This is a genomic window from Haloarcula pelagica, assembly GCF_030127105.1.
In the GTDB taxonomy this organism is placed as follows: domain Archaea; phylum Halobacteriota; class Halobacteria; order Halobacteriales; family Haloarculaceae; genus Haloarcula; species Haloarcula pelagica.
Map to the genome: position 1 here is coordinate 41,608 of NZ_CP126161.1, position 19,993 is coordinate 61,600.

The 19,993-nt window shown below is 57.6% G+C and carries 23 protein-coding genes, 1 tRNA gene and 4 pseudogenes; 12 read left to right on the plus strand and 16 right to left on the minus strand.

Annotated features, from left to right (window positions below):
* Positions 1–234: 234 nt before the first annotated feature.
* On the minus strand, positions 235–363 hold the full coding sequence (locus P1L40_RS00225) for a basic helix-loop-helix domain-containing protein (RefSeq protein WP_284009190.1): 129 nt from the start codon (positions 361–363) through the stop codon (positions 235–237).
* 67 nt (positions 364–430) lie between these two features.
* A complete protein-coding gene (locus P1L40_RS00230) occupies positions 431–577 on the minus strand; it encodes a hypothetical protein (protein ID WP_284009192.1) in 147 nt (48 codons plus the stop codon).
* 251 nt (positions 578–828) lie between these two features.
* Between P1L40_RS00230 and P1L40_RS00235 the strand changes: the two genes are divergently transcribed.
* From P1L40_RS00235 to P1L40_RS00260, 7 genes and pseudogenes are all read left to right on the plus strand, one after another.
* Positions 829–1,062 (plus strand): HalOD1 output domain-containing protein, encoded by a 234-nt coding sequence (locus P1L40_RS00235; RefSeq protein ID WP_284009194.1) that lies wholly within the window; start codon positions 829–831, stop codon positions 1,060–1,062.
* A gap of 36 nt (positions 1,063–1,098) precedes the next feature.
* Positions 1,099–1,920: pseudogene (locus P1L40_RS00240) on the plus strand (IS5 family transposase).
* A gap of 300 nt (positions 1,921–2,220) precedes the next feature.
* Positions 2,221–2,364, plus strand: coding sequence for a hypothetical protein (locus P1L40_RS23695; RefSeq protein WP_465260776.1), 144 nt, complete (start codon positions 2,221–2,223; stop codon positions 2,362–2,364).
* A pseudogene (locus tag P1L40_RS00245) lies at positions 2,361–2,560 on the plus strand (PIN domain nuclease); the annotation flags it as partial. The gene P1L40_RS23695 and the pseudogene P1L40_RS00245, both read left to right, overlap by 4 nt.
* Positions 2,561–2,797: 237 nt before the next feature.
* Entirely contained in the window at positions 2,798–3,373 is a 576-nt protein-coding gene (locus P1L40_RS00250) for a hypothetical protein (protein ID WP_284009200.1), read from the plus strand.
* Position 3,374: 1 nt separating this feature from the next.
* Complete coding sequence (locus P1L40_RS00255; RefSeq protein WP_284009202.1) at positions 3,375–4,844, plus strand: response regulator; 1,470 nt, start codon at positions 3,375–3,377, stop codon at positions 4,842–4,844.
* A 163-nt stretch (positions 4,845–5,007) separates the two neighbouring features.
* Complete coding sequence (locus P1L40_RS00260; protein ID WP_284009268.1) at positions 5,008–5,247, plus strand: hypothetical protein; 240 nt, start codon at positions 5,008–5,010, stop codon at positions 5,245–5,247.
* A 16-nt stretch (positions 5,248–5,263) separates the two neighbouring features.
* On the opposite strand, the gene P1L40_RS00265 is transcribed toward P1L40_RS00260, so the two are convergent.
* Entirely contained in the window at positions 5,264–6,295 is a 1,032-nt protein-coding gene (locus P1L40_RS00265; protein ID WP_284009269.1) for a tyrosine-type recombinase/integrase, read from the minus strand.
* 291 nt (positions 6,296–6,586) lie between these two features.
* Between P1L40_RS00265 and P1L40_RS00270 the strand changes: the two genes are divergently transcribed.
* The 3 genes from P1L40_RS00270 (at position 6,587) to P1L40_RS00280 (ending at position 8,271) form a co-directional block, all read left to right on the plus strand.
* Complete coding sequence (locus tag P1L40_RS00270; protein ID WP_284009272.1) at positions 6,587–6,907, plus strand: ArsR family transcriptional regulator; 321 nt, start codon at positions 6,587–6,589, stop codon at positions 6,905–6,907.
* A 106-nt stretch (positions 6,908–7,013) separates the two neighbouring features.
* Positions 7,014–7,214 (plus strand): hypothetical protein, encoded by a 201-nt coding sequence (locus P1L40_RS00275; RefSeq protein WP_284009274.1) that lies wholly within the window; start codon positions 7,014–7,016, stop codon positions 7,212–7,214.
* Between the two features lie 43 nt (positions 7,215–7,257).
* The gene (locus P1L40_RS00280) at positions 7,258–8,271 is read left to right on the plus strand and encodes a DUF7961 domain-containing protein (RefSeq protein WP_284009276.1); all 1,014 of its coding nucleotides are present in this window, start codon (positions 7,258–7,260) and stop codon (positions 8,269–8,271) included.
* Positions 8,272–8,412: 141 nt separating this feature from the next.
* On the opposite strand, the gene P1L40_RS00285 is transcribed toward P1L40_RS00280, so the two are convergent.
* Positions 8,413–8,985, minus strand: coding sequence for a hypothetical protein (locus tag P1L40_RS00285; RefSeq protein ID WP_284009278.1), 573 nt, complete (start codon positions 8,983–8,985; stop codon positions 8,413–8,415).
* A 299-nt stretch (positions 8,986–9,284) separates the two neighbouring features.
* Between P1L40_RS00285 and P1L40_RS00290 the strand changes: the two genes are divergently transcribed.
* The gene (locus tag P1L40_RS00290) at positions 9,285–9,932 is read left to right on the plus strand and encodes a DUF8102 family protein (protein ID WP_284009280.1); all 648 of its coding nucleotides are present in this window, start codon (positions 9,285–9,287) and stop codon (positions 9,930–9,932) included.
* Here the strand turns inward: P1L40_RS00290 and P1L40_RS00295 are convergent.
* From P1L40_RS00295 to P1L40_RS00335, 8 genes and pseudogenes are all read right to left on the minus strand, one after another.
* Positions 9,929–10,918: a hypothetical protein gene (locus P1L40_RS00295; RefSeq protein WP_284009282.1), complete on the minus strand. Its 990-nt coding sequence runs from the start codon at positions 10,916–10,918 to the stop codon at positions 9,929–9,931. The two genes, P1L40_RS00290 and P1L40_RS00295, sit on opposite strands and share 4 nt — an antisense overlap.
* Positions 10,919–10,999: 81 nt before the next feature.
* Positions 11,000–11,854, minus strand: a complete 855-nt coding sequence (locus P1L40_RS00300; protein ID WP_284009283.1) for a DUF8125 domain-containing protein — start codon at positions 11,852–11,854, stop codon at positions 11,000–11,002.
* Positions 11,851–12,407 (minus strand): annotated as a pseudogene (locus P1L40_RS23700) (DUF8063 family protein). Before P1L40_RS23700 ends, P1L40_RS00300 begins: the two are co-directional and overlap by 4 nt.
* A gap of 20 nt (positions 12,408–12,427) precedes the next feature.
* The gene (locus P1L40_RS00310; RefSeq protein WP_284009285.1) at positions 12,428–12,571 is read right to left on the minus strand and encodes a hypothetical protein; all 144 of its coding nucleotides are present in this window, start codon (positions 12,569–12,571) and stop codon (positions 12,428–12,430) included.
* Positions 12,571–14,433 (minus strand): Env/VP5 family phage fusion protein, encoded by a 1,863-nt coding sequence (locus tag P1L40_RS00315; RefSeq protein ID WP_284009286.1) that lies wholly within the window; start codon positions 14,431–14,433, stop codon positions 12,571–12,573. Before P1L40_RS00315 ends, P1L40_RS00310 begins: the two co-directional genes overlap by 1 nt.
* A complete protein-coding gene (locus P1L40_RS00320; protein ID WP_284009288.1) occupies positions 14,430–14,729 on the minus strand; it encodes a hypothetical protein in 300 nt (99 codons plus the stop codon). Before P1L40_RS00320 ends, P1L40_RS00315 begins: the two co-directional genes overlap by 4 nt.
* Positions 14,730–14,740: 11 nt before the next feature.
* Positions 14,741–15,132, minus strand: a pseudogene (locus tag P1L40_RS00330) (DUF8023 family protein).
* Positions 15,133–15,134: 2 nt separating this feature from the next.
* On the minus strand, positions 15,135–15,398 hold the full coding sequence (locus P1L40_RS00335; RefSeq protein ID WP_284009293.1) for a hypothetical protein: 264 nt from the start codon (positions 15,396–15,398) through the stop codon (positions 15,135–15,137).
* Positions 15,399–15,692: 294 nt separating this feature from the next.
* Between P1L40_RS00335 and P1L40_RS00340 the strand changes: the two genes are divergently transcribed.
* Complete coding sequence (locus tag P1L40_RS00340) at positions 15,693–16,256, plus strand: hypothetical protein (RefSeq protein ID WP_284009295.1); 564 nt, start codon at positions 15,693–15,695, stop codon at positions 16,254–16,256.
* A gap of 89 nt (positions 16,257–16,345) precedes the next feature.
* Here the strand turns inward: P1L40_RS00340 and P1L40_RS00345 are convergent, their stop codons facing one another.
* The 4 genes from P1L40_RS00345 to P1L40_RS00360 form a co-directional block, all read right to left on the minus strand.
* Positions 16,346–17,983, minus strand: coding sequence for a DUF8148 domain-containing protein (locus tag P1L40_RS00345; RefSeq protein ID WP_284009296.1), 1,638 nt, complete (start codon positions 17,981–17,983; stop codon positions 16,346–16,348).
* 599 nt (positions 17,984–18,582) lie between these two features.
* Positions 18,583–18,763 (minus strand) — tRNA-Trp (locus P1L40_RS00350).
* A gap of 54 nt (positions 18,764–18,817) precedes the next feature.
* The gene (locus tag P1L40_RS00355; protein WP_284009297.1) at positions 18,818–19,045 is read right to left on the minus strand and encodes a DUF5795 family protein; all 228 of its coding nucleotides are present in this window, start codon (positions 19,043–19,045) and stop codon (positions 18,818–18,820) included.
* A gap of 39 nt (positions 19,046–19,084) precedes the next feature.
* Positions 19,085–19,972 carry a DUF5794 domain-containing protein gene (locus P1L40_RS00360; RefSeq protein ID WP_284009299.1) on the minus strand — a complete coding sequence of 296 codons (888 nt, stop codon included), beginning with the start codon at positions 19,970–19,972 and terminating at the stop codon, positions 19,085–19,087.
* Positions 19,973–19,993: the final 21 nt, after the last annotated feature.

Here is a 19,993-nt window from a genome sequence, read left to right on the forward strand (position 1 = left end):
CCGGCAGACCTGTCAGCTACTCCTGGTCCTCCAGTTTCTCTTCCCAGCCCTGATCGGTTTCGTGTTCGTGATGGCCGCCCCCTACGCCGGTATCCTGTGAGTCACGGTGTTTCCGACCAGTCTCGCCCAACCCCAGCGTCTGTCTACCTGCCGCAGAAAGCCGATCTGCTGGAGCTACCGCACCCGGCACATGATCGAATCCTCGCTCTGGACGTTCGCGAAGGTCACGCGGTGTCACCCGACGAGGTCGTCTGTCGTCGGTTCGTGCCGCTCGACGTAGGTCAGTATCGCCTGCAGCGTCTCGGCGTCGCTCCTTGCACTACCGAACACCGGGACGACACTCCGGAGCCGATCGGTTGGCATTACCGACCAGTCAGATTCCATCGACGAGAGCGTTCTGTAGCCCCTACTCGCGACAGCCCCGCGAAATCTACGGCGAGAAGTACGGCGCGGCCGACAACTGGTCGGTAATCTCCTCGACCTGACTGCTCCCACAGCGACCGCAGACCGCTAACTCCTCGGGCACAGCATGGGCGGTGTCACAGGCCTGGCAGGCGAAATACCGCAGTCCGAGCATATGCGCCCTACGGCGCTGATCACTATAGCAGCTTTCCCCGGACTCAAAGAAGCCATGACAGCGCTACCTGATTTCCCTGCTCGAACATGACGAAAAACCCAGACGAGATGGGCGATAATAGGCATCTATGTCGCGCCAACTCGAGCCCAAGACAGTCCTGTGACTAACTACATCTATTTCTATTCCGAGTTGAAAAACTCGATGAGAACGTCTTGCGGAGATTTATAACCCACAAATGTAAATATACTCACATGGCAACAAAGCTACACCAACGACACATCCCAGATGAGACCGACGATGCCCTGAGTGCTCTCGTGGTACACGCAGTCGGTACCGCGACAGAGACCCCGGTCGAGGAACTGCCACCGTTGTACGACGTGATCGATCCCGATGCTCTTGATGTGTTGTTTTCGGGCAGCGAGACAGATGGTTCCGTGCAATTCGGCTCTGGTGAATCGCTGGACGACGGCGACTTCGACCGTTAGAACCAGGAAGTTGAAGCGGGAAACCGCCGATGCTCTATGTCGAAGATCTCCCGCTTCACGAGCAAAGTCGTTCAGTTAGCTAAAAATGCTGTTGGTGAGCGAGGCGAAGTCGCCGCCCCCGAAGGGGTGGCGGCTTCGCCGAGTATGCGGTGGTGTCGCTGCACTGTCTGCGGGTTTACCTGGAAAAATCCTACCGAGAAGCACTTGATTTGCTGAGCGAGATGCCACAAATACTCGGGGAGATCGGACTCGACACGGCCGATCTCCCCGACCACTCGACGCTAATCAAGTGGTTTGACAGAATCAAGACAGCACTCTGGCGAGTGCTGCTGCGCCTGTCGGCGCAACTGCACGAGCCGAGCGGTCACGCCGCGATAGACGCGACATTCTTCGACCGCGAAAACGCTGCAAGCACTACTGTCGCCGGACGAATTACCGGGTTCAGACACTCAAAGCAACTGCTCTCGTCGACACAGAAAGCCAAGCCATTCTGGACGTTCATTGTACGACCGAGAAACGCCACGACACACAAGCTGGCAGGTCGCCCTCCGCAACGCGGGCGACCTCGCCAGCCTCGCTGCTGACAAAGGCTACGACTGGATGGATTTACGCGATAAACTCCGTGAAGAAGGCGTGAGACCGCTGATCAAACATCGTGAGTTCCGGCCCATCGATCACGCGCACAACGCGCGGATCGATGGGCCTCGATACCGCCAGAGAGCGATGTGTGAGACCGTCTTCTCCACGATCAAGCGCACGCTCGGTGACGCCGTGCGTGCACGAACCTGGTACGGTGAATTTCGTGAACTCGTCCTGATGTGTGCGGTTCACAACATCAAGCAATCTCTAAAACAGTGAAATCAAGCTACGTCTGGTGATTCACCACCGCCTGCAATTCCAGTACGCTGATCGGACCGTGACAATCTCCGCAGATCGAACGGTCGACGTTTCGCCCAGCCACTAAGCGTCTGGATGGGCCGGAAAGTACGTTAGGCCGCCAAACCGAGAAATTCAGCGGTTTAGACGATGAGCGGCTGATGTCTGGGACAATGTGGATTGAACTATATATGTAATTGAAATTATATGTATTTGAACGCGGCCTGACCGATTATCTGGTAGTCTCCCGACGAGATCGAGGAACGAGACGAGCACTGTTATGTGACGGTTCGCCCACCCCAGGGTGAAGCCGTAGAGCTCGTCGTGACCGTGGCTGTCCGCGACCTCTTTCTTCGGCCTTGGATCTCGACAGGAACTCACCGATCGGTGGGCAGGTCTGGTGCCGCAAACACGGTGGCTAACTAGGGCCGATCGTACCCGAAGAGCACGAGGATGCGTCTTGGCCGCTGCAGCGTTTCTCGACGAGTACGACCTCACTCCGTTCGATGCGCTCCACGCCGGACTCGTCACGTCTGGCGAAGGGCGTGTCCTCTCGACCGAGCAGGACTACGATACTGTCGGCCTGGATCGCCTCCCCCTGGATCCTGAATCCCCCGACTGAGCGATCTGTGGGCGTGCCTTCCCGAGCTCCTTTTCATACACGTATCCGTGTAAACTCTCTTATGAATTCTGATTCCGCTAACCTGGACCCATATACTTATTATTTTAATATATTACAGGGCCAATGTCAGAATAAGCTATAAGTAGTGTAGGGTGACAACATACCTCTGGAATGAACCAATTAGGGGTGGATTATTCTGACGAGGGGAAGTCACGTCTGCGAACGACAGCCCGAGAGATGGCCGAACATCTCGCCATCGTATTTCGGGCACATGACAATTCCAATAAAGAGAAAGCTATCGAAGCCCTCCAAGAAATCGACAAGCGACAGTTTCCAGAACTAAGCGATGACGCTGTCAAGTTAGCTTCGGAGGCGTTCGTTAACTCCCTCTGGGAGAAAGACCGCATCGAGTTCGATCATCTCAAGAACGGGACGATCGACCGTGCAGGCCTACGTGGTGCGGACTATTCACCTGCCATCCAGCAACTTCGACAACGAGCGACAATCATCGGGGCCGACCAGAGATATGCAATAACAAAGGCGGAAGCCTGGAAACAGCATAAAATCGGTGGGGACTATTGGAGCCCGTTTCAGCGATCTCAGGTGTACGAACTCCGGGCCGCACTGGACGATCCCGAGTATCCAGACAAGCCGCGAGCGGGGCAAGCGGGACCTGGACCAGAGGCGATGCGCTATGCCCTCGCGTTTGAACTCCACGATATGCATACCGAGCGGCACTGGCTACAGGGCGTCCGTGTGATGACTCCGTACTTCACCAAGATTCTCGCTCATCACGAAGATGGAGGTGACTGAGATGCCGATCCACACGAACGGCGAAGCCCAGTCAAATGTCTTCTCGCTGCCCGATACCGATCGGGATATCGCGATCCTTGTCGTCGACGACGATCCCGACCTCTTAGATCTCACTGCGACATTTTTAGAACGTGAAGAAGGCGGCTTTGAGGTACGTACGGAGTCCAATCCGTCCGACGCTATCGAGACTGTCACCGAGGTGGAACTCGATGCGATCGTCAGTGATTACGATATGCCGACCATGGATGGACTCGAGTTTCTTGAAGCCGTTCGGCAGATAAACGAAGGCATCCCGTTTATATTGTTCACTGGGAAGGGTAGCGAGGAAATCGCGAGTGAAGCAATATCGAAGGGTGTCACGGATTATCTCGAAAAGCGAACTGGGCCGGACCAGTACTCGATACTTTCGAATCGCATCTGTAATGCTGTCGAACAGTACCGGGCCTCGGAAACGCTCAAACGGTCCGAAGAAAAGTTCAGTAAAGTCGTCAGGAATTCGACCGATGTCCTGGGGATTGTCGACGAGACGGGACGGTTCAAATATATCTCACCGGCCTGTGAGAACGAACTAGGGTACAAACAAGCGGAGCTGATCGGTGAGTCCGCCTTCGATTATATGCCGCCAGACGATCGAAAGGAAGCGATGGACAAGTTCTTCACTGCGGTGGAAAATCCCGGCAGGGAACCGACGATCGAATTCCGATTCGAAGATCCAACTGGCGGCTGGACACTCGTGGAAGCGCGTGGGAAGAATCTCTTCGACGACGATTTCATCAACGGATTCGTAGTTAACGCCCGTGATGTCACAGGGTTGAAAGAGCGTGAACAGGAGTTGGAACAGCAAAACGAACAACTCCGGAATATGCGGAAGATGCTGTCCCACGATCTTCAAAATCCAGTGAGTATTGCGGCTGACTCGCTGGTTCTGTATCGGGACACCGGTGAGGAACAGTGGATTGAGAAAGCTGAGAAGGCGATTGACCGCATGGACGAACTCTTGGAGCAGGTCTCAGCCATGCGGATGGTCGAGACCGACATCTCCGAGACCGAAACGGTCGAACTTCGAGATATCGTCAGTTCGGCCTGGGAGATGGTCGAAACAGCGAATTCGGAGTTACATATCGAGGACTCAAAGGCCTTTGAGGCCGACTGTAGCCGTCTCAAACAGGTCTTTGAGAACCTTATCCGCAACGCCGTTGAACACTCCGATGGGTCGACGGTTATCAGGGTCGGAACGACGGATGGCGGTCTGTATTTCGAGGATGACGGCCCTGGTATTCCGCAAGGGGAGCGCGATAAGATCTTCGAGTCCGGCTACACGACCAATCCCGACAAGACCGGATTCGGGCTGAATATCGTGAAAGAGATCGTTATCGGGCATGGGTGGGATATCGAGATCACTGAGAGCGAGGGCGGCGGTGCCCGATTCGAAATCGATGGCATCGTCTACCAACCAGCAGTCTACAGCTGAGTTGTTCCGAATGACGGGCGTCGACATCGAAACTGAACAGGTGGCTGAGACGAGACCTGACCCCTCTGTACCGAATGGTTCGGTTCGTTCACTCAGTCGTCAGCTGGATCCCCGTACATGTCACCGGTGAGCAACTGCTGGCCCGACGATCGCGGTCGGCCCGATGGCCGCCGGACAGATCGACCCCAAGGCCTTGGCGGCGCACAACGACTATATCGAAGCCGGCGTGACGAAGGCCGAATACACCTTCGACACGACTCATTGCCGACCACCTCGGTTGGTGGGAGCAGCGTCGGCACTGGAGTGGCGAGAAGAAAGCGGCAAGAAAGACCGCTTTACTTTTATACGGTATGGGGTCGGAGGGATCAGTACCACGGCTAAATCCGCGGGTTTCAGCCGTTGAGACGCCGGTTTCGTGTTCAATCATCTTTGGAAAGTGAGAGGTTTCCGATGTGGTTGCGACGGCGCTCTTCGAGCTTTTCCTCGCCGGTCGCCACGTCGTAGTGCCGGCGGATCGTCGACGGGGCCGAGTTGACCCGCTCGGCCACGTCCTCGATCGGCATTCCGCAGTTGAGTTGCCAGGTGATCGAGCCAGTGCGGATCTGGTGTGGTGACCGGGACGAGGGACACTGACTCGCGTGGGTCCGCTTCCGGTACTTGCAGATCTCCCGGTTGCGCCCGTGGGGACAGGACGTGTAGAGACACGGCTGGGTTCCCAGGTAGCACCAGGAGCGAACCGACGTATCAGAAGCGCGTCCCTGTCGCGTCGAGAACAGCGGGCGACGGCCGTGATCGTCCCGCTTGTCCGGCCGCTCGCGAGCGATGAATTCGTCTAGGACCTCGACGACCTGAGGTGGAACTGCTACCGGACGTTCGCCGTCGTTCCCGTTCTTCAGACGAGTACCGGTCTGCGGGCGGTTGACGAACCGGAGAGTTCCTTTCTCTTCGTCGTAGTCGTCGAGGTCGAGCGCCATCACGCCGCTCATCCGGCAACCGGTGAACCACAGCACTTCGAGCATCGCGTGCTGGGCCGTCCCGCGCATGGCGACGGAGTTTCGATGATACTCGATCAGTTTCGCCGCGTCGTCGGGAGCGAGCTTCACCTCACTGCGTTCGTCCTCGGCGGAGAGCGAGGGAATCGGAACCTTGTCTTCGAGATCGTCCTCGACGGCCTCGATCCGTTCGAGGTAGCCGACCAGCTGCTTGACTGCCATCATCTTGCCTTTCACCGTCACCGGGGCGTCGTCGGTGAGGGACCGTCGGTACTCGTCGAGGAGCCAGCCGGAGAGGTCGCCGACCTCGGTGATCCCTTCGGCCTCGCACCACTCGACGAACGGAGTGAGCCGGTTCCCGTAGCTCCGGATGGTCGAGTCGGTCGAGTCGATGCGACACTCGTCGAGGAACCGCTCGCGAGCAGAGCGCGGTGTGAGATCAGACGGCGATCGGGTCACTGTGGACCCTCCATCTCAGTACGTTTTTCAGCGAACGGGACGACGTACGTCGTGCGGGCTGTCCGGCCCGCGCAGGTTTCGGCGTGCATCACTGATCACCGGAACCACCTTCTGGGGCCGTGTACCAGCACGGTCCCGGCCTCGATCGACGAGAGCCATCAGTCGGTGGCCCCGCAACTACTCTGTTACAATCTGACTGCATAAATGTAACGAACAGATTGGTACGCTATTTGCTAAGCTAAGTGCATATTTAACATGAATTAGGTTCGTAGGAATGAATGTGTGCGCTAGATGCGTAGATCTGGTTCGTGGCAGAGTGTATGGGACGACCGTATTCTGGAGTGGATACGGGAGAACGACGGTGCAGGGACTCCCAAGAAGCTCAAAGAGAGCGGTCTCATCAGAGTGTCACAGGCTCATATCTCTCGGCGGTGCAGGAAGCTCGCAGAGAACGGATTGCTCCGGGAAATCGGGAACGGAGCGTACGTGATCACCGAAGAGGGGATCGCTTATCTCGACGAGGAGTATGATGCGGAGGAAGGAGTGTATATCTCGGGGAATGGTCCGGCGGATGGGTCGTCCTCGACGGATGCGGAGACGAACGACGTGTAGATAGCCCTCCACTATGACGATTCGAAAGACCGCCCGTTGGCAGAGGTGCATCGATGATCGAATACTCGAACACCTGCGAGACGATTCGTGGTCGACAGCCAGCCAGATGGCTGTCCGAGACGGGATTCATGCAACCGAGACGCAGGTCCAGGAGCGGTGTCGAGTTCTTGCCGACGCCGATCTGGTGGCCTTCTTGACCGAGGATCAGGATCTCGTCGAGCTGACGACGAAGGGAGAGCAGTACCTCGACGGCGAGGTCGATGTAGAGTTGTACCCGTATCCGCGCCATCCAAAGATGATGGAGTGAAACGAGAGAAATACTATTGTCGTTCGAGTGAGCGGTTGGGTGTGTGTACGAGTTTACGCCGGACGAGATCGACAGACAGCGGGCACATCATCAGGCGGTGAAGCAGGACGCCGACGATGTGTCTGTCAAGCGTATCGGGAACTTAGGAGAAATCGCTTTCGAGCAGTTCTGCCGCGAATATCTGCCTGCAGAGATGTGGGAGTGGAAGAACGAGGATGCGATTCGCCGGTGTAACCCGGAGAGCTTCGCCGGACACGATTTCGAGGTGTTCGGGTACGAGGTGGACGTGAAGACCTCGCGAGACGTGGCGGCTTTCCACCCGGAGACGCTGATCGAGAACGATTCGGAAGACGATATCGTGGTGATGGTCTGGCACCGTGACAACGAGGACAGCCTGATCCTGCTTGGATGGGAGCGTATCGAGACGCTGGAATCGAAGGTCGAAACCGAACAGCAATTCTCTGGGAACTCGCCTGCGAAGCTCGAACACCTGGCGGCCCAGTCGATGAACGAACTCCGGGACCTCGGGCCGAACACGGCGAATATGAACCAGAAGCCAGAGAATCCATTCCAGCCAGGAGATCGCGTCGAGAAGCGGGGTGAAGAAGATTCTTCCGTCGGGGTCGTCGTCGAGGTCCTACCACCGGAGACGCAGATCGAGCTGTACGGGCAAGAACTGGATGGTGAGGGGGTCCGAGTCGCGTTCCCGAGTTCGCTCGACGAGGGTCCAGGTGACTGGCGAGATATTTCGCCAGCTCTTCTTTCTTCATACTGCGACGATCAGGACATTGATCTCTACACATACAAACATGAGAATCTTCAATACGCGGAGAATCCGTTCACCGTGGGGGACTACGTAATCAAATCGTCACACAATGAACCAGATCCCGCCACGATAGTAGAAGTAAGCAATAATCATGTGAAGGTGATTTATGAGAAAAAAAGTGGGAACGAGATAGCTCCAAATAATCTTATCGACTATTGTGAAACCGAGAATTTTCAAACATATGAGTATCTCCAAGAAGATTTGACTAGGCTAACTCATAATGAAAGGTGAAATCATACGATTTCAGAACGTGTCATCTTACCATTAGAGCAGAAATCATATGATACCACGGTGAAAGTGAATAATGCCTAATCCACCTGTAGGTGGGTGGATGGGTGGGTGGGAAATGACAGAGTTCGGCCTATGCGCTAGTCAGGAAGATTCCTTTGCATCCGAGACTTTCTTTGACGCGATACTAAGAGCCTCTTCACGGAGACGATATTGGCTCGCCTCCGAAACTACAACAAGAACCTTTCTACCGACTGCATCGTTAACCGCGTCCAATACCGCATTGAAATCATTAGTATCGACGCCCTCAAGAGTATCTGACGGTAGGTCGTTTCGGTCTAAGACGTCATAAGCTATCGAGCGTAGTTTACTCGGAGCACCGAAGGGGGCAACCTCATACGTGTCTCGATCTTCATCATAGTTGAGATCAAGGACAATGGGGTCCTGTCCGCCCTGTTTTTCCTTTCGGAGATAGCCATCTTCAACCAGTCCATTGAGCAGATTGGTTTGATTGAGCGTTTTCACCACTTTCTCTCGGCTATCGATGATCTCTTCCAGTCCATCTGACTCAACAACCTCGTCCTGAAAGTCTGGACGTTCGATCGTTTTCGGCCCAGCTACATATCCGATGGTTTTGATTAGTCTCTTTCGTGATTTGGTTTCTTCAGCCCATTCAACAGGATCGTTACTATCGTTGGGAGTTTTTGCGGAACTCATTCACTTTACGGCATACCCAGCCGTAAGTGGGGGGAGATAAAGTTGGGTAAAGCCTATAACCGATGGGTTGCTAGCCCATAATGCAGTTACAGTTTACCCATAACCCTACCAGGGTAATTCCTGTGCGACCCCCGGTCCTGTGTGGCAACATGTCCCGGGTGTCGCACAGGACCTGTACTATAGGTCCTGAGTGGTAAGTTCGTCCTATCTTTCTTCCTGACAGTTAGTAGCGGAGTGACCTTTATAAAATTTCGTCTGCATAGGTTACGACGTCTGCACCAGCAACGACAGATTTCGCTATGACTGATAAAGACGAGACAAGCTTGGGACGATTCCAGGGAATATTGACAGAATCCGATAGGGAGTTTTTACTAAATAAGAAAGAGAATCCAGGCGATAGTCTTGATCGAGATGCAAGGTATCGTATAAGGAAGAGATTATCTCAGTCATTGGAGGATTTCATACTGATTAGTGGGAGATTCTCAAACAGGGACATTCAAACAGTATTTCAGAATATTGATGGAGATCCTGAGCAGGTAGTCGGAGCAGTTATTCGGGTTCTATATCAAATGACTTCAGATGGGAACAAAGACGAAATTAGTAGTTTGGAAGAAATAATTTCGAGAGGAATTGAAACAGAGGAGTTTTCTAATGGTAATTTACCAGATGTTGACACTGATATTATGATAGAAACCGAGGATGTTGAAGTAGATAAACTGATTGATTCAGGATTTGAATCGTATATTACTCGAAAAGAGCTTTCGTATATACGGTGGCAAGGCCAGTATAAGAACTTATTACAGAAAGTTGTTGAAAAAGAGTCTTCAGTAGAAATAGACCAGGAAAGTGGTGAAAACTATGAGATATCTCCCTTGTTTGCAAAGCGGGTTTTATCTGAGCATTTTAATGTAGATATAGAAGATAGTGACGAACAGTCGTCCGTTTAGGGCATAGGTCCGTTTTCCAGTAATAAATCGTGTATCTGATTCCAACCGACATCTTGTTCGAACAGACCAGCTCGAAGATTCCACGCCCAGGGAGCGGCGTCGTCGGGATCGTAGCCGACGGCCTTCTCGATCTCTTCGAGACTCCCACCGAACAGCCGATCGGTCGGCGCGTCAGCGTCGGCGGGCCACGTCTCGAAGAACTCACCTGATTTCTTCGCGGCCTTGTAGAGCGCCAGCGTCGACAGCCGCTTTCGCTCGGGGTGGAGGTCCTTGCCAGTGTGGACGACGACGGCCTCCATGTCGACACCGAGTTTCGCGTATCGCTTCGCCAGTGGCGTGTACTGTTCGGCCACTTCGCGCCGGTTCGTCCGGGCGTCGAAGTGCGTCGATCCTTCGTCGATCAGGATCGCCTTCGGTTGGTCGCGATGTTCGAGCAGCTGCACGGCGAGATCGTGCGCCGAGGTGACGACGATATCCGTACCGTCCCAGGAACGCACGTTCGAGAGGACGAGGAGATCGTCGAGGTCGAGCGCGCGGAGCTGGATCAGCAGGATGGCCGTGTTGGTCTTGCCAGTGTTCGGGTTCCCGGCGGCAGTGACGAACGCCGGTGCGCCGTTGTTCTCGATCTCGTCCAGGAGCATCATCGGGAGCCGCAGCGCGGAGGCGTCGAGATCCTGCTCGGTGACGCCGACGATGTGAGACATGACCGAGCCGTTGCCCTGGGCGACGGCCTCGGTCGCGGTGTCGGTGAGGAACTTCGAGGAGAGTACGTCGCCGAGGCGGGTGCGCTCGAAGGTTGGATTACCGACCGGTGACCGGTCGGTTTCACGCATGGCTGTCTCGACGAACGAGAGCGCCGTCCGGTCGCGGCTGTCCTCGACCACGCCGGTGTGCGGAAGCAGGCGGTCGTCGCCGTCCATCTCACCACGGACCTGTTCGTATAGCTTCGCCGCCGTCAGTAGGTGTTCGTCGACGCTTTCGCTCATGCGTATCCGAGCCTCCAGAGATGCAGCCAGACAGCAGAAACGACGATCGCGAGCGTGAACGCCAGGACGATCTCGACGGCTTCAGTCATCGCCGGGAACCTCCGTGGCGTCCTCGATCGCTTCGTCGACAGCGTCGTCGGTCGCCTGTTCGATGTTGACCGAGACACCGGGCACGTCGGACTCGGGCGAGTCGTCGGTCTCTGCGTGGCGAATGAGTCGTTCGAGTCCGAACCGTTCGACGGCGCCGTCGATCTCCTCGGTGATCGACTCGCCTTCGTCGGGGAGCGTTCCTTTCTCGAAGGTCTCGACGATTCGGAACACGGCCTTCCGGGTGGCGTTGCGGACGATCGTGAACGCCTGGGATTCGATGGCGAAGCCGCGTTTCGCGTCCTCTTCGAGCTGGCCGCGACACTCCTCGACGGCCTGGAGCGCACGCATCAGCTCGCGGTCTGAGAGCGTGCCGCGCCAGGTGCCCTCGACGGTCTGTTCCAGGAGGTCGACCTGCTTACCGAACGCGAGGTTCGGACTCACCCAGTCGAGTGATCCCTCGGTGACCGTCCACTGTTGGAACCGTTGGGCAGGCATGTGGAAGATGCCGCCCTCGAGTACGCGAGCGTCAACGTCGACGATCCAGATATAATTTGGATCCCACAGCATCGAGCGGACCTTCTTGCCGGTCGGGCGACCGAGGAAGACCAGACTGATCAGTCCACTCAGTCCGATGATACGGACGTTGCGCGGAATGTCGACGCCGATCACTGCGGCCACGGCGAAGATCACCAAGCCGATCACGCCGCCGACGAGCAGCGCATTGTCAGCGAGCCAGGCGAGCAGGCGGTAGAGTCGGGAGTGATCACGACCAACGTCGGCCTGCTGGTGCATCTCGGCGCGGTCACGATCACGGTCGGTGTCGACCGGCGGGCCGTCCTCGGTCATGCGACACGCTCACCTCGTTCGGCAGCGCCGATCTTCGCCGCGACGGCGTAGTACAGACAGGCGAAGGCGACACCGATCGCACCGCCGAGTCCGGCATCGCGAACGTCGGAGCCACTCCAGGGACCGGAGACGAAGAACGTACTCGGCTTGCGGAGGTAGTGGAACCGCTGGTTCTCGATGGATTGCTCGGTCCAGAGCGTGACGCCGCCGGGGAGGCGACACGGACGGTCGTCTTCCGATCGGCGTCGACGACGGCGGCCCGGAAGCTCACCGTACCGGCCGAGGAGTGTCCAGTTGCGGGCGCGATGTTGACGGCCTTGTACTGGCTACTCCAGAAGGTGATGACCATCTCACCGTCCTGGTATCGGTAGTCGGTCACGACGAGATCGTCGTCGACGACCAGCTCGGCAGCCGGGGCCTGTGCCGGCGCGGTCACGTTGGCGGTCCCGTTCGCTGTCGGGGTCGAGGTCGTGGTCGTCTCTTGCGCTCCGACCGCTGGAACGAGGGCGATGCTACAGGCGACTATCAACAGGAGTGCGAATCGTCGAATCATGGATGGAAAACGCGGTTAGGTCACCACGGCAGCGCGTGGGTGCCGAGCTGTGAAGCGAGCCAGTCGAGTGCCGGTGTCACGAGATCGATGCCAAGTACGTGCAGCCCGAGCAGGATGACACCGAAGACGACGACCTGGCGGATTGGAAGGAGTCGGTAGAGCATCAGTCACCTCCAGCCAGGATCAGGGCGACCACGCCACCGGCCAAGACCAGTAGTATAGCGGAGTTGCCACCAGAGCCGATGATCCCGCCACCGGCGCCGGCGTCGAGGTTGTTCTCGCGAGCTTCTTGCTCCTTGCGTAGTTCGATCAGATACTCGATCTCGTCTTCCAGTTGTGAGACGTTGGCAGTCTGGTAGCTGGGAGTTTCGATGGTGACGTTCTGGCGTGTCTCGTTGTTGACCGTGCGGATCTCGTGGATGGTGAAGTTCGATTCCAGCGCGGCATACCGGTCGCTCAGAATGACGTACTGGGTACCGTTGATCCGGTCGGGGTTGTAGGTCTCACCGACGGCGAACTGGCCGCTGGGTGGGTTTCCTGGACTGGTCAGAATCCCCCGGTACTGGTCACCGTTTTCGGTGGTGATGTTGAACGCGCCCAGCTGGTCGAAGTCGTCGGGGACGCCCTGGCCGGTGAGGACGAGCTGGCCGGCGGCCCAGGTTTGGAAGCCCTGGCCGGGGTCGCGCCGAGCCAGGACGTAGGGATCGACGAGCTCCGAGTTGTTGATCTCGCCGGCTCGGTAGGCGTCGTAAGTGTTGTTGACCACCGTGTCCATGTCGGCCTGGACCTGCTGGTTCTGTTGTTCGATGGCCGTCCAGGCAGTCTCGTAGCGTTGGAAGGACATCACCCGAGTGCTGTTGAAGTTCTCGTTGGGTGGGGAGACAGTTACGCCGAGGAGCTCGACGCGATCAGTGTTGTTGTAGTCGTAGTAGTAGCCGTGGTGGAACCAAACGTAGGTCTCTGGAACCTTGTGCGAGGAGTCGGTGATACCAGTCGGTCCCCAGGTGGACCAAGAAGCGTAACCAGCGCCCTCACGGCTCCCGGTGATGTTCGCGGTGGTCGCCTTGATCGACTGGCCGTTGACCAGCGGGAGGACGGTGGTTCCGTCCTGCCAGGTGGTTGTTGTGCCGCTGTCCCACATATTGCCGTCTTCGTGGTAGGCAAGCGAGACGTAGTTCGCGGAGATGTCCGTCTCGTTTCGCGCAACTTGATCGAGATACGCGACTTCAGCGAGTTGCGTGTTCCACTGGTTGACGAGGTTGCGCTGTTTCGTGGCGTAGTAGTCCGAGACGGCCTGTTTCGCGGCGGTTTTGGCGGCGGCTTTGCTGGACCCGTTGTTCAGCGCGCGGACGTAGGCGTTCTTGCCGATGATGCGGGCGGTGTTGGCTGTATCGTCGAGGTAGTTGTCCAGGGTGGCGTGGTAGGTATCGGCGGACGCTTTCGCAGACTGACCGGACTGGTAGATGTCGGATTTGACCTGGGAGGCGTCCGTGTCGGTGGTGTTGATACGCTCGATTCCAGGGGACTCGGTACAGTCGAGCATGGTCACGCCGATCGCACCGGCGAGCCGATCGGTCGGGTCACAGATCTGGTCTTTGTCGCCACCAGTCGAGCCGAGGACGTGTTTCTTGTTCGAGAACACGTCATTCCCGTCGGTTTCGTAGTCGGGATCTGGGACGCCGGTAACGTTGACGCTCAACTCCTCGTAGGCGTGGGCGTTGATGATGGCGACGCGGCCGCTGTCGATCTGTGCGCCGGAAAGCGAAGCGGCGTAAAGGGTCTGCCCGTTGGCCGTCCACCGGATATCGAACGTGCCGGTGTAGTTGCTGATGTCGACGACCGGAGCGTATGGCTCGTTGGTCCAGGTGTGCGATGGATCAGAGTCGGACGGCGTAGACGCTCCGGTGTTTCCGGGGTTGTGAAGGATACCAGAGCCGGATTTGGCGTAATCTTCGACCGGACGATAGTTGTCAGTTTCAGCTGTTCCGACGGTGACCTGAGAGATGTTGTCGGCGGTGACGGTCACGTCGACGGGGAGTGACCTTCGAGATCGACGGTCCAGGTGTTACTGTTGTCGTCGACGGTCCAGTTACCGAGTTCCGTCGTGTCGTTCTCGACAACGATGCGGGCTTCGGTGATCTCTCCATTGGCTGTGGGTCCGGCGAGGTTGATCTCGATGTCTTCGTGGTCGCCCGAGGGGGACACGCCGGTCCAGGTGTTCTTGCCGGCGTTCGAAGGGACAGCGGCCGCAGGGCCGACAGCAGCGGTTAGGGTCGATGCAACTACCAGGAGCGCAGTCAGCACGCGGAAAATACGGGTCATGTCTTAGTTCCTCACTGGACTGCGACCGACCACGAGATGATGGTCGCGAGGAAGGCGATTTGCATTCCCAGCGGGTCGCCGAGCTGTGCGAGCAGATCAGCGAACGCGGGAAGGAACTCGTACAGGACGATCACGGCGGGACCGGCAGCGATCGCGACCTTCTCCCAGTCCTGGTAGTACTCGAATCGCTTGGTTTCGAGCTGGCGAAGGCGATCGCGAACGCGCCGAGCGACACCATCAGCGAGTGCGAGGTCGAGAGCGTGTAGCCGAACCACACGAGGTCGATCGTGCTGATGCCGCCGAACTGGTACAGCGACGCCATGATGAACGCCACCGAGAGCGTGGCCGGGATCGTTCGGATGTTCGCGTAGTCCGAGAGGAACGACGAGTTGTAGTAGCTCATCTTCAGTCCTCACTGACGTAGAGCGAGTACCGACGGCGCTCATCTCCGTTGTCGGCCGTGAAGGTGCTGTCGGCGGTGACGGCGATCTCGTCACCACGGGAGACCTCGTTCGCGTCGAGCGCGTCCTCGATCCCTGCGGTGGCCCACATCGCCACGAGGTCGCCAGTCTTGAACTCGCCGACCGGCTGGGTGAGCTTGATCTCCAGCACGTCAGTGTCGTACTCTCCGCGATCGAGGTTCCGGGCGAGCAGCGTGCCCTGCACCATGTCGCCGACCTCCGGGCGGTCAATCCACTCGGTGTCGTAGTCGTCGCTGTTGTTCTGGTTCGGTGCGTCTGCCTTGGTGAACCCTTCAGGGGTTCGGCCTTTTCGGTAGCCATGCGCACCTGAACGTACTAGATATACTAGATAAAAGGTAGACCAGAACCGATCTGGTGAACTTATTTATACCAGGATATTTCGAGAGACGATTTAATAGTTACAAGCAAAGGAGTGGAGAAGTGCCAGTAATCCACTCACGGAAAATTTTAACAGAGAAGACAATTATCACACACCAATAAGATGAATCTAAATTTTCTCATACTCTTCTTCTCCATCGTTGGTGCATTATTCTCCTTTTTAATTTGGCGGAGTAGTGAATCCAGAGACATCTATGCACAGCAAAAAATAATCCGAAACGAGCATCTAAGCGACGGAGAAGAGGATCAAATAACGATTCCGTTCTTCTCCAACGGTAGCCACCTGCACCTGATAATCTCAATAGATTATGTCAGATGCTACGTACCTGATCGGAGTCGTCGCTACCGTATTAAACGCCTCATTTATGGAAGCGATGGGAGTACTGCGATCAAACTTACTCTCAAGTGGAGTAAGATACCTGAAGAGATGCCAGGGCTTGGCGCTCTAAATCTGGAAAGAGCCATCAGTCGGTTAGACGACGAGAAAGAATTCAATGGACAAATATCTCCTTCTGGGTTTGGAAAACAGAATATTGTGATTTCCTCAACCCGGCCGAACGATGTTGACAGAGAACTTAATAAGTTCTTCAACTTGGTTGAGGAGGCGGTTGAAGAGGAAATAGGAGAACAAAAAGTCGCGAAGGAAACCGAAGAAAATAGTAACTGACTCTAACTCGATATTTTTCCAGTCTTGTATGAAGCTATTTGACTATTAGAATATTTAAAATCTTACGTCGGTAATGAGACTGGTAGTCCCTATTCAACAGAGAGAAGAGAGTCGTTATCGGCGAAAGCGTCTTCTACTTGTTCGAATTCGGAAGACGCAGTTTCCCCACCTGGAATGTCCCACGATGCGTACGCGCCGATATAGTCTACGACACAGCGGAACACTGGTTCCTCTGGCATCGTTGCACGTAGCTGTGGCTGTTCAACGTCTGTAATCGCTCGTTCAGTGGCGGCTTCAAGATCGTCGAGATCGTCCCACCGGCGTCGAGCGAGGTCATCGCGAATCTGGCGTTCCGATGCAGCTCGAACAGAGTCGAGCGTACACCATCGAACGGCCTCACGAACGTCGGGATCCTGGAGGTGATCGTTGGGGTCGATCCCTTCGGTGATCGACTGGGAACAGGACCAGAATCGCCGGTTCGTCACCCAGTACAGAGCGAGTTTCCACGTGGCAGCCTTGTCGGCGAACGACTCGCGTTCGTCATCGTCTGCGACGAAGGACTCGGTAGCGTCAAGAAGCGAGCCGAAGGTCGCGCTGAGGTACTTCCCGAGGTACGCGCCAGCTGTCGACTCCTTGTCGTGGCCGTCGTCGCCGAACTCGATCAGCTCGTGCGAGCGTGTCCGGTTGCGAACCCACTGTTCGCCGTGATCGTGGTCGCCGAAGCGGTACCAGTCGACAAATCCTTCGTCACTCTGGAACTCTGGTTCCAGGTCGTCGAGATTGTCGCGATAGGTCAGCGGGTACGCGTCGACGATCTCACCCTGTCCGTAGTCGGCCCACTTCGAGGCCAGCTCCGTCTTGTCGCAGAGCCAGGGCATTCCGTCGTCGCCGCGGGTGGGTACGTCGAAGAACAGGACGTGCAGGTGTGGATAGCCCTTCTCGGTGAACTCCAGGGCCTTGATGTAGTCCGGTCGGTCACGCGGTCGTCCGGTCACTTTGTTGTCGAGGCCGGGACGCCAGCCGAGTACGTCGGGATCACGAGTATCAGATTTCGTCGACGGATCTGAATCGAAGTAAGACAACAGGCGGTTGAAGTTCTCGTTGATCGAGTCGATCCCGTCGAGGAGGGAATCCTGGCGCTTCGGGTCGGTGGTCAGCGTCACCAGCACAGCGTTGTCAGCGTTGTCGTAGCCGTATTCGAGAGCATCGTTGAAGCGGGCGAACTGTTTGGAGATACGACCCTGGTCGTTGAACCGGGTCTTGTAGTCCTTCGTCATCCGCTTGGTCGTCTCGCCGCCGCAGCGGTCGACGAAGTGAACGTCGAAGAGCAGCCGGTAGTCTTTGATCCGGTTCAGGTAGGATGTAAAACCGTCTACGAGGAGTTCCTGGAGGTCGTCGTCCACGGAATCGACCTTGCTGAGGTAGTTGCGCAGAAATTGGCGGTCGTACGACTGGGCTTCGGATTGCCCGGTTGTTTGAGTAATGCCTTCTGTAATCAAGTCAAGAAGGCGCAGTGTGGGCGTGACCATCAGAACGCCCGAAGACCGTGATTTCCGCACGTAGGGGTCTTCAGGGGCTACGAGGTCGTCGACGAAGCGGTATGCAAACTGGTAGTCGGGATCTGAGCCGTCGACGCGCTCACAGGCGTCGGGCGAGACGCCCTTCACTGCGTACGAAACGACGTGCGAGAGTGGCGACCCCTCTGGATGGGCTGCTATGAACTTCACTATCCGAACGCGATCGTGATCGCGTTCTGTGAGTGTCCCGTCGATCAGCTGGCCGTATCCTGCAAGTCGCGCTCTTCCAAGAGGTCGGCCAGGACGGGAGTGTTACATCTATCGGCAAGGTCGAGGCCACTGAGGTGACCGGGCTCTTCGACCGCGCTCATTGAGAGCTGTCAAGAGTCGACGGAGCAGTGTTCGACCGCGACCGCTCGGCACCGGACCCACGTTCCGGGCCTTCGGCCGGGCTTTCGCGTTGGGATTGCCCCCGTCGCTCCGCTCGGGGGCGTGCGCTCTCTCGGTCGGTCGGACCCCCATGTGAGGGGGTCGCTCCCTCCGCTCGCTCGCTTGTGGCGGAGTTTCGGACAGTTTCAGGAACGTCCTCGAAGCAGGTACGACAGACATGGAGATCGGCGAAGTGTGAGTCGGTCCCGTTGATGCAGGGGTCGCCGCAGCCGTCACAGTGGTAGTGAGTGTAGGCGGACCACTGGGTCACGCAGACCACCCCGACCTACCAGATTTCTGACTATGAAAATCGGGCGTTTTGAGAAACGAGAAAACAGCCGCTACATGTCTGCTACCTTTAGAAAACTTGAAGATCGAGATGGGGTCGGAGGGATTTGAACCCCCGATCGGCTGATATCTCCGTCCTGTGCCTCGGAACTCCAGAGGGTCATCGTCGCGAACCGGTGATCAGCCGGCCGCTCAGTATATCAGCCCTTGGAGTTTCGTCCCAGGCACGTGGCCTCTGGAGTCAGCCGCCTTCCCGGACTAGGCCACGACCCCGCACTCCGGCGTATGCCGAGTTGCAGTAAAGGGGTTTCGGTTGTCGGGCGGCGATCAGTCCCGCTCGGTGTCGGACCAGTCACACTCCTGGCACTTGTAGCCGGTGACGAACGCCAGCGCGGAGGGCATGTAGCCGACCGTGACGACGTTCTCGCCACACTCCGGGCAGTCCATATCAGCGTCTTCGATCGGTTCTGCGTCCATCACGCTGTCGCCTTCGATGAGTTCGGCGAGGCTCTCGGGGGTCTGCATCCGGCCCTGGATCACGCGGTTGTCGGCCATGTTCGTTCGACGGGCCGGGACGCGCCTAAACCTTCCCACTCAGAGCCAGGGGGCCCGTTCGGTGTCCGGTTCGTAGTCGACCGCGGCGCCGTCGTCGGTTTGCTGGTCGGCGGCGACACCCTGGGACGCGCCGCCGTCGGAGAAGGCGGCGGTCAGGTCCACGTCGTCGGGGTGGTAGTCGGTGTGTCGCTCGCGGGCGTTGCCGGGGTCGAACGACAGCAGCGCGGTGACCGCGAGGACGCCCAGCGCTACGGGTGCGGTCGTCGGAAGGATACCCAGGACCGACAGCGAGAGGACGCCCAGCGCGACGGCGCTCCCGAAGCGGAACCGGTCGATGTCGACCGCGTTGCGCAGCCACGGGCTGGAGACGGCGACTGCCAGCGCGAAGCCGACGCCGATGCCGGCGGTCCCGGCGGCCCGGGCCAGCATCCAGGGGTCGACTGCCGTCACGAGCGTCGCGCCGGCAGGGTCGAACCCGGCCAGCAGGCCGAGTACGACGATGATCGCCGGGCGCGGGAGGAGTTCGCTGACCCGCGAACTGGCCGTCTGCGCGGCGATCGCCATGATGACGATGCCGGCGAACCGTTCGAGGACGCCCGTCCGGACGAGGCTGTCGATGGTCGGCGCGAGCGCGGCCTCGATCACGGCAAGCGGGATGAGCAGACTGCCGATCAGGAGGACAGTCGTGGCCTGCTCGCGTGGACCGCCGTCCATCTCGGCGAGGACGACCGCGACAGTCGCGGACCCTCCGAAGACCAGCAGGCCGACTTCGAGCATCCCCGTCCAGGTGGTGAGCGCACCGGCCAGGACGAGCACCGGGAAGATGCCGTCGATGAGCGGTAGCGCCATGACCGTTCCGAGCAGGCGGCCGCCACGGCCGACCCGCTGCTCGACGCGGAGTGCGACTGGGTGTCTGGAGCTACTCATCCTGGCTAACGCCCGGGTTCA

Excerpts from the sequence above, each read along its gene's own strand:
- P1L40_RS00225 (WP_284009190.1), bottom strand. The coding sequence starts at position 363 with ATGCCAACCGATCGGCTCCGGAGTGTCGTCCCGGTGTTCGGTAGTGCA.
- P1L40_RS00230 (WP_284009192.1), bottom strand. The coding sequence starts at position 577 with ATGCTCGGACTGCGGTATTTCGCCTGCCAGGCCTGTGACACCGCCCAT.
- P1L40_RS00235 (WP_284009194.1), top strand. The coding sequence starts at position 829 with ATGGCAACAAAGCTACACCAACGACACATCCCAGATGAGACCGACGAT.
- P1L40_RS00250 (WP_284009200.1), top strand. The coding sequence starts at position 2,798 with ATGGCCGAACATCTCGCCATCGTATTTCGGGCACATGACAATTCCAAT.
- P1L40_RS00255 (WP_284009202.1), top strand. The coding sequence starts at position 3,375 with ATGCCGATCCACACGAACGGCGAAGCCCAGTCAAATGTCTTCTCGCTG.
- P1L40_RS00260 (WP_284009268.1), top strand. The coding sequence starts at position 5,008 with ATGGCCGCCGGACAGATCGACCCCAAGGCCTTGGCGGCGCACAACGAC.
- P1L40_RS00270 (WP_284009272.1), top strand. The coding sequence starts at position 6,587 with ATGCGTAGATCTGGTTCGTGGCAGAGTGTATGGGACGACCGTATTCTG.
- P1L40_RS00275 (WP_284009274.1), top strand. The coding sequence starts at position 7,014 with ATGGCTGTCCGAGACGGGATTCATGCAACCGAGACGCAGGTCCAGGAG.
- P1L40_RS00285 (WP_284009278.1), bottom strand. The coding sequence starts at position 8,985 with ATGAGTTCCGCAAAAACTCCCAACGATAGTAACGATCCTGTTGAATGG.
- P1L40_RS00290 (WP_284009280.1), top strand. The coding sequence starts at position 9,285 with ATGACTGATAAAGACGAGACAAGCTTGGGACGATTCCAGGGAATATTG.
- P1L40_RS00295 (WP_284009282.1), bottom strand. The coding sequence starts at position 10,918 with ATGAGCGAAAGCGTCGACGAACACCTACTGACGGCGGCGAAGCTATAC.
- P1L40_RS00300 (WP_284009283.1), bottom strand. The coding sequence starts at position 11,854 with ATGACCGAGGACGGCCCGCCGGTCGACACCGACCGTGATCGTGACCGC.
- P1L40_RS00310 (WP_284009285.1), bottom strand. The coding sequence starts at position 12,571 with ATGCTCTACCGACTCCTTCCAATCCGCCAGGTCGTCGTCTTCGGTGTC.
- P1L40_RS00320 (WP_284009288.1), bottom strand. The coding sequence starts at position 14,729 with ATGACCCGTATTTTCCGCGTGCTGACTGCGCTCCTGGTAGTTGCATCG.
- P1L40_RS00335 (WP_284009293.1), bottom strand. The coding sequence starts at position 15,398 with ATGGTGCAGGGCACGCTGCTCGCCCGGAACCTCGATCGCGGAGAGTAC.
- P1L40_RS00340 (WP_284009295.1), top strand. The coding sequence starts at position 15,693 with ATGAATCTAAATTTTCTCATACTCTTCTTCTCCATCGTTGGTGCATTA.
- P1L40_RS00355 (WP_284009297.1), bottom strand. The coding sequence starts at position 19,045 with ATGGCCGACAACCGCGTGATCCAGGGCCGGATGCAGACCCCCGAGAGC.
- P1L40_RS00360 (WP_284009299.1), bottom strand. The coding sequence starts at position 19,972 with ATGAGTAGCTCCAGACACCCAGTCGCACTCCGCGTCGAGCAGCGGGTC.